Origin of the sequence: Mesorhizobium sp. J8 (genome assembly GCF_016591715.1) — a bacterium.
Taxonomy (GTDB): Bacteria; Pseudomonadota; Alphaproteobacteria; order Rhizobiales; family Rhizobiaceae; genus Mesorhizobium.
Genome location: NZ_AP024109.1, coordinates 1,225,493 through 1,237,720 on the forward strand (window position 1 = coordinate 1,225,493; position 12,228 = coordinate 1,237,720).

At 63.3% G+C, this 12,228-nt stretch carries 10 protein-coding genes; 2 read left to right on the top strand and 8 right to left on the bottom strand.

Features of this window, described 5'->3' with window-relative positions; translation table 11 throughout:
• Nucleotides 1-264: 264 nt before the first annotated feature.
• Nucleotides 265-1,221 (top strand): transglutaminase-like cysteine peptidase, encoded by a 957-nt coding sequence (locus tag MJ8_RS05710; protein WP_201413479.1) that lies wholly within the window; start codon nt 265-267, stop codon nt 1,219-1,221.
• 208 nt (nt 1,222-1,429) lie between these two features.
• Here the strand turns inward: MJ8_RS05710 and MJ8_RS05715 are convergent, their stop codons facing one another.
• From MJ8_RS05715 to MJ8_RS05730, 4 genes are read right to left on the bottom strand one after another with little or no spacing between them, the layout of a single operon-like run.
• A complete protein-coding gene (locus MJ8_RS05715) occupies nt 1,430-2,071 on the bottom strand; it encodes a ribbon-helix-helix domain-containing protein (protein WP_201413480.1) in 642 nt (213 codons plus the stop codon).
• Complete coding sequence (locus tag MJ8_RS05720; protein WP_201413481.1) at nt 2,061-3,350, bottom strand: HlyD family type I secretion periplasmic adaptor subunit; 1,290 nt, start codon at nt 3,348-3,350, stop codon at nt 2,061-2,063. The genes MJ8_RS05715 and MJ8_RS05720 overlap by 11 nt, the downstream gene beginning before the upstream one ends.
• Before the next feature lie 15 nt (nt 3,351-3,365).
• Nucleotides 3,366-5,498, bottom strand: coding sequence for a type I secretion system permease/ATPase (locus tag MJ8_RS05725; RefSeq protein WP_201413482.1), 2,133 nt, complete (start codon nt 5,496-5,498; stop codon nt 3,366-3,368).
• Nucleotides 5,499-5,537: 39 nt separating this feature from the next.
• Nucleotides 5,538-6,986, bottom strand: coding sequence for a TolC family outer membrane protein (locus tag MJ8_RS05730; protein ID WP_201413483.1), 1,449 nt, complete (start codon nt 6,984-6,986; stop codon nt 5,538-5,540).
• Nucleotides 6,987-7,397: 411 nt separating this feature from the next.
• Between MJ8_RS05730 and MJ8_RS05735 the strand changes: the two genes are divergently transcribed.
• Nucleotides 7,398-8,738, top strand: coding sequence for an NAD(P)H-dependent oxidoreductase (locus MJ8_RS05735; RefSeq protein WP_201413484.1), 1,341 nt, complete (start codon nt 7,398-7,400; stop codon nt 8,736-8,738).
• Between the two features lie 67 nt (nt 8,739-8,805).
• Here MJ8_RS05735 and MJ8_RS05740 read toward each other — a convergent pair whose 3' ends face one another.
• The 4 genes from MJ8_RS05740 to proC all read right to left on the bottom strand — a co-directional run bounded on the left by MJ8_RS05740 (nt 8,806) and on the right by proC (nt 12,177).
• A complete protein-coding gene (locus MJ8_RS05740) occupies nt 8,806-9,093 on the bottom strand; it encodes a PTS sugar transporter subunit IIB (protein ID WP_040988125.1) in 288 nt (95 codons plus the stop codon).
• Between the two features lie 14 nt (nt 9,094-9,107).
• Nucleotides 9,108-9,569 (bottom strand): PTS sugar transporter subunit IIA, encoded by a 462-nt coding sequence (locus MJ8_RS05745; RefSeq protein WP_201413485.1) that lies wholly within the window; start codon nt 9,567-9,569, stop codon nt 9,108-9,110.
• A gap of 75 nt (nt 9,570-9,644) precedes the next feature.
• On the bottom strand, nt 9,645-11,051 hold the full coding sequence (locus tag MJ8_RS05750) for a PTS galactitol transporter subunit IIC (RefSeq protein WP_201413486.1): 1,407 nt from the start codon (nt 11,049-11,051) through the stop codon (nt 9,645-9,647).
• Between the two features lie 310 nt (nt 11,052-11,361).
• Complete coding sequence (gene proC / locus MJ8_RS05755; RefSeq protein WP_201413487.1) at nt 11,362-12,177, bottom strand: pyrroline-5-carboxylate reductase; 816 nt, start codon at nt 12,175-12,177, stop codon at nt 11,362-11,364.
• Between the last annotated feature and the right edge of the window lie 51 nt (nt 12,178-12,228).

A 12,228-nucleotide genomic window follows, 5' to 3' on the forward strand; every position in this document is an offset into this window, starting at 1 on the left:
GACCTTCAATCTATTTCATATACTGGAATATGTAGAGAATCGCATTTTTTACACTTGGTAAATCGTGATGATATATCCACATATGCACTATCTTGAGGAATGCGAAATTGGTTGCGGTGCACGGCGCCAGCTCGGTAAATGAAAGTATAAATTTGAATAAAATTTGAAATAAAACAGAATAGCGTGATTCGCGAAACTTTACCCACCTTCCTTTCCGATAATTTGAGACAAGATTGGTAGCGTCCACAGTCAAAGGTGGGCGTTATGAAAATACAAAAGGCGGCCCCGGGGACGACGGGGATCAAGGTTGTCTTGCTGGCCATCGGCCTTGCCGTTTCGGCAAATCCATCGTCAGCCGGCGCGAATTCGGCCGCGGATCCGGCCCTGCAAAAGGTGCTCGCGCCGGCGAGCCTCGGCGGCGTTTCGCTGGCCCGGCCGCAGCCCTGGCAGCCGGCCGCCGCCTACCGAATCGCCGACGTTTCGGCGGGCTATGCGCCGACGGCGCCTTATCCGCTCGGAGCGCGCTCGACCGCCACGTCCGATCCCGGCATCGACCCGATCCAAACCGCCGCGATCATCCCCGGTGTCTTCGGCTCCGTCGCCTTGTCGATGCGCAACTTCCCGGTCGCGGCGCGCTGGGCTCCCGTCTACAAGGCCATCGTCGATTGCACCGCCGGCAGCCCCTGCGACCATGAGAGCCCGGCTTTCGCCGAGATCGTCAATATTGCCGCCGACAAGGGTTTTCGCGAGAAGCTGTCCTTCGTCAACTCGAGCATCAATCGCCTGATCGCCTATCGCAAGGACAGCGTCGTCTACGGCAAGCTCGACTATTGGGCGAAGCCCTCGGAGATCCTCGAGCATCGCGCCGGCGATTGCGAGGATTTCGCCATATTGAAGATGGCGGCGTTGCTCAGGGCCGGCATCCCGGCGCAGAGCATGTCGCTGGTGGTGCTCCAGGACCGCCGCCGCAAGTTCTTCCATGCCGTGCTGTCGGTGAGCACGGGAAGCGGCGCTTTCATCCTCGACAGCCTCGGCAACGCCGTCATGCGTGACAGCGATCTGCCCGACTATGTTCCACTTTATTCCTTCAGTACCGATCGCGCCTGGATTCACGGGTCGAAGTCCGGCGCGCAGATGGCCGACATTGCCGGCGGCTTCGCGACGGTCGCTCCGGGCGAAGGATCGCCGGAAACGTCAGTGGCTTCGGATCTGAGGCAGTAGCCCCAAGCGGCTAAACGTTTCCGGCGGAAGCTGCCCATCTGCCTGTTGTCGCGCAAGCGCAAACGCCGGCGATGAGCTGAAGTCTCCCGAACCTCGCCCTTGCTCCGCCCGTGGATGACGATCGCGATAGGCGTCTCGGCCAATCGCCAAGGCCGGGGATCTGCCAACGCACAACTAACCAACCGGTCAAAACGTCTGTGTTGAGGAACTACCCGTTGAAGACGAAGGCCATCAAAAGTTCCGGCTCGGTGACGGGTGCGCGCACGGCGCTGAGCTGGCCGCGATAGCGGCGCTCGCCGGCGCCGATGACGAAACCGCTGGTGACGGGTGTTTCGCCATTAGCGTCGAGCCGCGCGAAGATATCGGGAACGTTGAGGTCGAGTGCCAGCTTCAAATCCTGCCGTCCATCCTCGCCGGGCGCGCTCGGCAGCTGGCGCCTGACCAATTGCTGGAACGGCGTGTTGAAGGCCAGGATCTTCTTGGAGGATGACAGCGCGAAAGCGGGTGACGGGCAGGCGACCAGGATCGCGTTGATCGTGCGGATCGAAGCGAGCTTGCGCAGCTCCATGCTCTCCTCGGCAAGGCCGCGCATGCAGGCGACGCGGATCGCCGAGGTGAGGTTTCCCTGGTCGGGATGTTGTTCGGCGATCTCCTCGACCAGCATGCCGATCGTGCATTTGCGGCTTTCCGCCATCTGCTTCAGCGACACCCAGAAGGCGTGCTCGAGCCGGATGCCGCGGCGCACGCCGCCGCGCGCCACGACGCGGAATTCCGGGCCGAAATCCTCGGCCGCGAGCGCCGGCAGCAGCCGCTCGCGCGAACTCTCCGGGCCGGCGGCGCTATCGCTCACTCATCGCCTCCTGGCGCGCCTTGTTGATGGGCTTCAAAAGATAGTTGAGGATCGTCTTGCGGCCGGTCTTGATATCGACCGAGCAGATCATGCCGGGGATGATGGAATAGGTCTTGCCGTTCCTCGTCAGCGTCGACTTCTCGGTGGCGACCCGCACCTGGTAATAGGGTTCGCCCGTCTTCTGGTCGACGAGACTGTCGGCGGTGATGTTGGAGACCTTGCCCTCGATGCCGCCGAAGATCGAGAAATCATAGGCCGTGACCTTGATGAGCGCCTCCTGGTCCGGCTGGATGAAGGCGACGTCGCGCGGCGAAACCCGGGCTTCCACCAGCAGCGTCTCGGAGGTCGGCACGATGCCCGCCACCACCGCGCCCGGCTGCACGAAGGCGCCGAGCGTGTTGACGTCGAGCGTGTTGACGATGCCGTCGACAGGCGAGCGGATGTCGGTGCGCGCTACCTTGTCGGTAGCGCCGCGGATGGTCTCGTCGACCACGGAAAGATCGGCGAGCGCCTGCGTCAGGTCGCTCAACGCCTCCTGCTGCAATTGCAGGCCGAGCTCGTTCACCTGAAGCTGCGCCTCGGTGATTGCCGCCTGCGTCTTCTTGATCGTCTCTCCGGCGAGGGTCAGTTGTCCGTGGAGGTCGGTCTGCTCCCGCTCGACGCGGATCTGCTCGGTCTTGGCCATCAGGCCTTTCTTGACCATGGGTTCCACCAGCGCCGCTTCCTGGTCGGTCACGGCCAGGCTCTTGGACAGGCGCTCGGCATTGGCGGTGGCCTCGTCCAGCTCCTTCTCGCGCTGGTCGAGACGCGATTTGAGAACCGACAGCTTGACCTCGAAATTGTCGCGGCGCGCCACGAGCAGCTTCTGCTCGTTGTCGCAGATCTCCGGCGCCACCTTCTGGATTTCCTCGGGGCAGGGGAACGAGCCTTCGACATTGCCGCCCTGCTCGAACTGCAGCCTCGCGATGCGCGCCTGCAGCGCTCGCGCCTTGGCCTTCTCTTCGCCCAGGCTCGACGTGTTGCCCGAATTGTCGAGACGGATGATGAGGTCGTTCTTCTTGACGACCTGGCCGATCTGGACCGCGATCTCTTGTACGACGCCAGCCTCGCTGGCCTGGATGATCTGCGTCTTCGAAGCGGGTATCACCTTGCCTTCGCCGCGCGCGATCTCGTCGACCTCGGCAAAGGATGCCCAGGCCGTGAAGCACACGAACAGCGCTCCGATGATATAGACGGAGGCCGAGGCGAAAAGAGGTGGCCGGTCTTCCCTTGCAAGCATGTCTACGCGTTCCGGTCAGGCACTGCCCTTCTGCAGTGCCTGGATGACTTGTTCCTTCGGCCCGTCGGCGACGACGCGGCCCTGCTCGATGACGATGAGGCGGTCGGCCAGCTCCAGCATGCTGTAGCGATGGGTCGACACGATCAGGGTCGTGTTGCGGTCGAACGCCACCTTGAGCTGCTTGATCAACTGCCGTTCCGAAGCGAGGTCCATCGAACCCGACGGCTCGTCCAGAAAGACGATCTTCGGCTTGGTCAGAAGCAGCCGCGCGATCGCCACCGCCTGCCTTTGCCCGCCCGACAGATTGGTGCCCCGCTCGCCGACATTCATGTCGTAGCCGCGCGGATGCCGTGAGACGAAGTCGTCGACGCCCGCGGCCTTCGCGGCATCGATGATCTCCTCGTCGGTGGCTTCCGGCGCCGCCATCAGGAGGTTCTCCTTGATGGTTCCCGAAAACAGGTCGCCGGCCTGCGCGACGATGCCGACCGCGGCGCGGACCTCCGAGGGATGGTACTGACGGATGTCGATGCCGTCGACAAGCAGCTCTCCCGACGTCGGCAGGAAGAGCCGGCCGATCAGCCGGCCCATCGTGGTCTTGCCGGAGCCGATGCGGCCGATGATGCCGACGCGCTCGCCGGGCCTGACCGCGATGTTGAGGCCGCTCAGGACCTCGTTCTCCGTGCCCGGATAGGCGAAGCCGACATTCTTGAAGACGAACGCGCCGCTGCGGATCGGCCGGTTGACGAAACCCACCGTGTCGGGCCGGTCCTCCGGCTGCGACATGATCGTGTTGATGATCCTGAGCGACAGCATCGCCTGCCGGAACCGGGCAAGCGTGATGGCGATCTGGCCGAGGGGCGCCACGGCGCGGCCGGCGAGCATCACGGTGCCGATGATGGCGCCGGTCGAGACCTGGCCTTCCGAGAACGCATAGGCGCCGGCAACCACCAGGGCGACGGTGACGAATTGCTGGATGGCGCCGGTGATGTTGCCGGCCGCCGCCGAGAGCTCCTTGATCTTCTCCGACGTGTTGGCCGCGTTCTTCGAGTGCTCGCCCCATTTGCGCAGGAGATAGGCTTCGGCGCGCAGCGACTTGATCGTCTCAAGCGTGGAAATGGATTCGACCAGAAGGGCCTGACGCTGCGAGGCTTCGTTCATCGAGGCGGCGACCCGCTTGCCGATCCGCCGCTGCGTGACCAGCCCGACAATGACGGAAATGACGAAGGCCAGCGCCGGTATGATCACCAGCCAGCCGCCGATGGCGTAGATCACAGCCAGGAAGACGAAGACGAAGATCGTGTCGATGAAGACGCTGATCGTGTTCGAGGTGAAGAACTCGCGCACGAACTCGTATTGCGTGACGCGGTTTGCATATTCGCCCGTCGACCCGGGCCGCGCCGAAAGCGAGGAATTCAGCACTTTCTCGAACAGCAGATAGGAGATCCGCAGATCCGCCTTGCGGCCGGCATAGTCGATCAGCGACGCCCTGGCCGTCTTGAGCAGCAGGTCGAACAGGATCGCCGCGCCGATGCCGAGCGCCAGCACCCAAAGCGTCGAGATCGCCTTGTTCGGCAGGATGCGGTCGTAGACGTTCATGGTGAAGATCGGCGAGGCGATCGCCAGCAGATTGATGAAGACTGCCGACAGCACCACCTTGGAATAGGTGCGCCAGAACGCCCCCATCGTGCCGGTCAGCCAGTGGCGCCTTTCGATTCGCGCGGCCGTGCCGACCGTCATCTCCTCGGCCTGGTTGGCATAGGTGATCGAAAACGACGTGCCGCCGCTGATATAGCTTTCGGCAAGCTCGGCCCTGCCGATCGTGGTGCGGCCGTTTTCCTGCGGCGCGGTCAGATATTGCCCGCCCTCGATTTCCGCTAGCAGTGCGATCGGCAACTGGCTGGCGCGGAAGACGATCGCCGGAAGGTCGAAGCGGCCGCGCAGGAAATCCCGATGGCTGAAATCCTGGACCTCCAGGCCGATGCGCTCGGCCAGATGGCGGATTTCATCCGGCTCGATGCGCGTCTCCGAAATCGGCACGCCTGCAAACAGCACTGTTTCCGCGCTCGGCCGGCCGAGGTAGGCCGCAACCGCGCAGAAGCAGGCCTTGAAGGCCTCCTTGGGCGACAGGATGTTCGGTTGCTGGTTCACGATCCGCCCCGAAGGACCGAAGATCGATGCTTACATCGGCTACTTTTTCCTGACCGGCGCGAGGATGTCGAACGGCAGATCGTTCTTCTGTTCCGACGGCGTGCGCGCGTAGGTCTCGGTATCGGCCGTTGCGGGCACGCCGAACTCGGTCTGCGCATACGCCGCGGCCTGCTTCGGCGGCTGGATGTTGAGCGTCTTCAGCAATTCCCCGGTCGCGGCGAGCAGCCGGTACTCGGCAAACAGCGATGCGTAGGACGACGTGTCGGCCAGCGTCGCGGTGTTGAAGCGTGTGTTCTGGGCATCGAGCACGTCGAGCAGCGAGCGCTGCCCGACCTTGAACTGCTCGCGATAGGAAGCGACGAGCTTTTCATTGGTGGCTGCCTGCTGCCGCAGCGTCCTTGCAAGATCCGCCTGGCGGAAGCGGCGGTCCCATGAGGTGCGGACGGCTTCCTCGATCTCGCGCAGCACCTGGTGCATCGCAAGACGCTGCTCGCTGGTGCGGCGGATCTGTTCCTGCTCGTTGGCCTTGTCGATGCCGCCGCGATAGAGGTTCCAGCGCAGCACCACCCGGGCCTGCAGGTCGCTCGTGTCGCCATTGTCGCCATCGATGTCATAGCCGCCCCGGGCAACGCCTTCCGCGGTGATCGTCGGGCCGTATTTCGCCCGCGCCGCATCGACCAGCGAAGCCGCCGCGTCGATATCGCTGTTAGCCATATGGACGCGCGGATTGTTCTGCCTGGCGAGCCCGATCGCATCGTCCAGCGACCGCGGCAGGGCGGCCGATACGTCGGCCGGGCGCGATGGGTTGATCAGCGGCTTGCCGACATTCTTGAAGAAGCGGATCTTGGCAGCCTCGAGTTCCTCGGTCGCCTCCTGCATCCGCGCCTTGGCGGCAAAGAGGCGTTCCTCTGCCTGCTGCCGGTCGGCCTCGTTGAGCGCGCCGCCCGCGATGCCTTGCTTGATATCGCCGAGGATGGACTGATGGAAGCCGAGGTTCTTCTTGGCCTCGGCAACGATCGAGGCTTGCAGCATGTATTCAAGATAGTCCTGGACCACCGCGAGCCCGATGAATTCGGACCGTTCCAGAACCCGGAAGGAGGCCCCGTCGACCCGCGAGGCCTGGCGGTTCAGTTCCGCACGCCGCGCGCCGCTGTCATAAAGCGTCTGCGAGACGGTGAGGTCGGCTTCGTTCGGATAGAGGGCTTTGTGATCCTCGTCGAGCGCGCGCCTTGTATCATTGTCCAGGCGACGAACGCCGGTCGACGCTTCCAGATCGACGCTGGGAAGATAAAGGCCTTTCGCCTGGCGCAGTTCGAATTCGATCGCTTCGCGGTTCTCGATCGCCTGTCCAATCTCCGGATTGGATTCCACTGCGACCGCAACGGCTTCTTTGAGTGTGAGTGCGCTGGCATTCCCACAAGCCAGCATCGACACCGTGACGGCAAGCGCAAAGCTCCAGCCGACGGTTACTTTACCCGTCCTGGTCATTTCTACCCCGTGACTATCCCCGCGCCATTGTTTTTTTGTTGGCGCTATTTGCCCAAGCCTGCCACCGGAGCTTTCAGCCAGTATCTATCAGATTTTTCGCGGTTGTGAGCATATAATGGATTAGACACGCCTTAAAAGTGTGATTCCCGGCATTAGGACCAAGGCCTGTAGCAAAAATGGCACAGAAACCGGCCGGGCCGCCGGAGCTTTTCCCGTTCAAAGCGCACTGCAATGGTTAATGGTCTGAAAGAAACGGCGAATCGCGTGCCGGCCGTGCAAAAGCTGCCGCGAAATCTGCTGCGGCCTTGCAAAGCAAGCGCAAGAAATCGCCATTTCAGCCTGGTTTGATTGGCAAACGCGGATCGTTCCCTGTATTTCGGGCCGGAAGCAAAAAGCCATGAGTTTCCTCGCATGACCAATATCGCCTTGACCGGGCTTGCCCGCGATCTTGCCCGACGCGCCGCCGAGGGCAGGCCGGTGCGCATCGGCGTCATCGGCTCGGGCGAGATGGGGACCGATCTGGTGACGCAGGGCATGCTGATGCCGGGCATCTCGATCGCGGCCATTTCCACGCGGCGCCCGCATACGGCCCGTGAAGCGATCCGCATCGCCTATGGCGATGAAGCGAGGGCGATAGAGGCCGAAACCGATTCCAAGGTCACCCGGGCGATCGAAGGCGGCAGGATCGCCATCACCTCGAACGAGATGCTGGTCACCAACCCGCTGATCGACGTCGTCATCGACGCCACCGGCAAGCCGGGCGTCGCGGCCGATTTCGACTTGATGGCCATGGAGCATGGCAAGCATCTGGTGATGATGAATGTCGAGGCCGATGTGACCATCGGCTGCTACCTGAAGCAGCAGGCCGACCGGCTGGGTGTCGTCTACTCAGTCGGCGCCGGCGATGAGCCCTCAAGCTGCATGGAACTGATCGAGTTCGCCTCGGCGCTTGGGCTGAGCGTCGTCGCGGCCGGCAAGGGCAAGAACAATCCGCTCAATCACGATGCCGTCCCGGACGACTACAGGGAGGAGGCGGCGCGCCGCAACATGAACCCGCGCATGCTGGTCGAGTTCGTCGATGGCTCGAAGACCATGGTCGAGATGTGCGCCATCGCCAATGCCACCGGCTTGGTCCCGGATGTCCCGGGCATGCACGGCCCCAAGGCCGATCGCAATCAACTGGCTCGGGTGCTGATCCCGAAAGAGGATGGCGGCCTCCTGTCGAGGAAAGGCGTGGTCGACTACACGATCGGCAAGGGCGTGGCGCCCGGCGTCTTCGTCATCGTCGAGGCGATGCATCCGCGGGTGGTCGAGCGCATGGACGATCTGCATGTCGGTCAGGGTCCGTATTACGGCCTGTTTAGGCCTTATCACCTGACCTCGCTGGAGGTGCCGCTCACGGCCGCCCGCATCATGCTTTACGGCAAGCCCGACATGGTGCCGCTGCCGAGGCCGGTGGCGGAAGTCTGCGCAGTCGCCAAGCGCGACCTGGCCGCGGGGGAGACCTTCGATGCCATCGGCGAGACCTGCTACCGCTCCTGGACCATGACCGTCACCGACGCCCGAGCCCGTCACGCGGTCCCGGTAGGCTTGCTTGAAGGCGGCAAGGTGCTGAAGCCGGTAAAGAAGGGCGGTTTGCTGACCGAGGACAATGCCGCGCCGGACCGGACGACGAGGCTCTACGCCCTGCGCCGCCTGCAGGACGACATGCTCTACGGAACGAAGATCGTCTCGCCAGCCCTGCCGGGCTGAGCCGGCTCTATCTCGGTTTTGACGCAATTCCGGACGGAAAACCGCTCACACTTTTCCTGGAATTGCTCTATTTGCGCAGCTCCGCCTCGATCTCGTCCAGCGCCTTGTCCTTGCCGATGCCGGTCAGGAAGGCGAGCCCCTTGATCACGGGCTTTTTCACGGATGCCGAGATTGGCGTGGTGGCGACGATGAAGTCGACGCTGTCGGCCAGTCCGGGCACTTCCGTGGCCTTGGCCTGCTGGGCGTGGAAGGTCAGGCCCCGCTTCTTCATCGCTTCGGTCACCGCGGCATTGACCGCGGTCGAGGTCGCGACACCCGTGCCGCAGGCAAAAAGAATGGTTTTCTGTCTGGACATGTTCTTCCCTTTTGTCAGCCGAGAATGGCGCGGACGTCCTCGAAGGTCCTGGCCGTTCTCAAGCCATCCAGCGCCGCGGAGTTCTGGATGGTGGCCATGACGGTCTGCAGCGTGTCAATCTGCTTGTCCTTGTCATTGATGGCAAGCAGGAAGACGAAGCCCACCGGCAGCTTCTCGTCGGGATCTTCCATATTGGCGAAGATGACGGGCCGCTTGAGCGTGCCCATCGCGACCCCGGGCTTCAGCACGTGTTCGGGGTCGGTATGCGGTACCGCGACATTGTCGGCACGCTCCAGCGGCAGGCCTGTCGGGATCGTCATTTCGCGTCGCACGACGGCGTCGGCGTAGCTGCTCTTGACATAGCCCAGCGCCTCCAGCCTGGAGGCCAGGATGCGGATGATCTCCTCATTGGTCGAGGCGTCGGAGCCAAGGACGACCGCCTCGGGGTCCAGCAGTTGGATCAGGCTGTTCGACAAGGGCTACTCCATTCGATGCGGACCGTGCGCCCGCCGCTTCGGCTTTGGGCGCACGATCATTCAGTTCAAGCTGGCTCAGGCAGCGCCTTCGGCCGGCTCGTCCTCGGCACCGGCGGCGCGTTCCCAGCCGAGCGGATTGCGGCGGTAGAACAGGAACAGCGCCGCGATGACCACCGCGATGACGACGATGCCGATCACGCCGAGCGCCTGGATCGCTTCGATGATCACATAGGGAACCCAGAGGAAGCCGTCGACCACCGAAGTGATCTGCAGCGCATCCGCCGGCAGCTTGAAGCCCGACGCGACGGCAGCGCTCGTGAACAGCGGCGCCAGTGCGTTGGCGACATAGAAGCCGACGGCGAGCGTCACCGTGCCGATCACCACCATGCGGAAGACGTTGCCCCTGACCAGGGGCGCGGTCATCGCGACGATGAAGGGGATGACGGCAAGGTCGGCGAACAGGATGACACGGTTGCCGGGCAGGATGATCGACAGGATGATGGCTATCGGCACCAGGATCAGCGACGACGAGATCGCCGCCGGATGGCCGATCAGGATGGCGGAGTCGAGCCCGACCAGCAGCTCGCGGTCGCCGGTGCGCTTGCGCACGAATTCCTGCGCGGCGTCCGAAACCGGGAGCAGGCCTTCCATCAGGATCTTCACCATGCGCGGCAGAAGCAGCATCACCGCCGCCAGCGTCATGCCGGTGCCGAGCACCTTGGCCAGCACCGTGCCGAGGTCGCCGGCGTTGTAGAAGGCGATCAGGCCGAGCACCAGGCCGATGATCAGCCCGAGTATCACCGGCTCACCGAAGACGCCGAAGCGGCGCTCGATGGTCTCGGTGCTGATGTTGATACGGTTGATCCCAGGGATTCGATCCATGATCCAGTTGAGGATGATGGCGATCGGTAGGATCTGCGCCGAGGCGAGATGCGGCACCGAAATGCCGGGCACGCCGTAGAACTGCTGCACCGCGCGCGCCGACCAGTCGGCAAAGAGCAGGGCAAGTGCCGCGACAAGCGCGGCGATGATGATGCCGTAGGCCAGGTTGTTGGTGGCGGCGACAACCAGCGAGCCGACGAAGGCGAAATGCCAGAAGTTCCAGACGTCGACATTGAGCGTGCGTGTCATGCGCGTCAACAGAAGCGCGATGTTGACCAGGATGCCGACCGGGATGACCCAGAGGCCGACCGACGAGCCGAAGGCGATCGCGGCGGCGGACGGCCAGCCGACATCGATGATGTCGCGATGGATCCCGGTGTTGGTGACGATCGCCTTGGCGACATCGCCGATCGATGTGAACATCAGCCCGAGCACGAGGTTGATGCCGATGAAGGCGACGCCGATCGTGATGGCCGCGCGGAATGCCTTGCTGACCTTGGCTCCAAGGACCACGGCGATGATGAAAATGACGATCGGCAAAAGCACTGTCGCGCCGAGCGTGTCGATGGCGCCTTTTAAGCCTGCAAGTATGGTGTCCATTCTACCTCCCCAGGGGCATCGGCTTCGGCTCGAAGCGCGATGATGCCCGCAATTCAACGACGCCCCGGCCCTCCCGGCCAAGGCGCTCCCCACTCGCTGACCAGACAAGCAGGTTCAGTCGAATGAATGAACATTTGCTTTTGTCAGCGAACGAAAGTTTTATCCGGGTGGCCTATGCCAAAGTCAACCGGCAATCCTTGGGCCAAAGGGAAACCCACCGATTGTTTGGGGAAACCGGTTAGGGGGCATGGCAATCGTCAATAATGCCCTTAGCAGGCTAGGCACGCCGTTGGTCGGATAGGGTAGGGTGCTACTTGCCCAGCTCGATGGACCTGAGCCGCGCGGCTTCCACGGCTTCGGTCACGAGCTTCGTCAGCCGGTCGCCGCCCATCAGCACGGCAAGCGCGGCGGCGGTGGTGCCGTTGGGGCTGGTCACCTGCTGGCGCAGCACGCCCGGCTCCTCGTCCGCTTCGGCGGCGAGCGAGGCGGCGCCGAAGACGGTCTGCATAGCAAGCAGCTTGGCGGCCTCGGCCGGCAGGCCGGCCTTCTCGGCCGCGACCGTCAGCGCCTCGATGAAGTGGAAGATATAGGCTGGCCCGGAGCCGGAGACGGCCGTAACGGCATCCATCAAGCCCTCGTCGTCGATCGTCGTCACGACGCCGCTGGCCGAAAGCAGCTCAAGGACGAAGCGCCGGACGTCGTCGGAGACCAGCGGATTGGAAAACACCACCATCATGCCCTTGCCGATCGCGGCAGGCGTGTTCGGCATGCAGCGGATCACCGGTGCAAGCTCGCCCAGGATTTCCTCGAAGGTCGCGACCGGCGTGCCGGCGGCGATGCTGAGAAAGCTGGTCCTGCCGTCGCCGAAGCGCTTGTATTGCGCCGTCACCTCGCGGATCACCTGCGGTTTCACCGCGATGACGACGAGGTCGGGCACGGCATCGGCCGGAATGTCGGCGGCATCGGCCGCGGTGCGGCAGCCGAGATGCTCGGCGCGGCTTCGCAGTTCCGCATTGGGCTCGACCACGAACACCGCTTGCGGCTCGAGCTTGGCGGATTTCAGCCAGCCTGAGAGCATGGCGTACCCCATGTTGCCGCAGCCGGCCAGAACGAGCCTGATCGTCATGAAAGCCTCCGAAAGATGGAATTCCTTAGCTGCTTGGGCGCCGGCGGAAAA

Excerpts from the sequence above, each read along its gene's own strand:
- MJ8_RS05710 (WP_201413479.1), top strand. The coding sequence starts at position 265 with ATGAAAATACAAAAGGCGGCCCCGGGGACGACGGGGATCAAGGTTGTC.
- MJ8_RS05720 (WP_201413481.1), bottom strand. The coding sequence starts at position 3,350 with ATGCTTGCAAGGGAAGACCGGCCACCTCTTTTCGCCTCGGCCTCCGTC.
- MJ8_RS05730 (WP_201413483.1), bottom strand. The coding sequence starts at position 6,986 with ATGACCAGGACGGGTAAAGTAACCGTCGGCTGGAGCTTTGCGCTTGCC.
- MJ8_RS05735 (WP_201413484.1), top strand. The coding sequence starts at position 7,398 with ATGACCAATATCGCCTTGACCGGGCTTGCCCGCGATCTTGCCCGACGC.
- MJ8_RS05740 (WP_040988125.1), bottom strand. The coding sequence starts at position 9,093 with ATGTCCAGACAGAAAACCATTCTTTTTGCCTGCGGCACGGGTGTCGCG.
- MJ8_RS05750 (WP_201413486.1), bottom strand. The coding sequence starts at position 11,051 with ATGGACACCATACTTGCAGGCTTAAAAGGCGCCATCGACACGCTCGGC.
- proC (WP_201413487.1), bottom strand. The coding sequence starts at position 12,177 with ATGACGATCAGGCTCGTTCTGGCCGGCTGCGGCAACATGGGGTACGCC.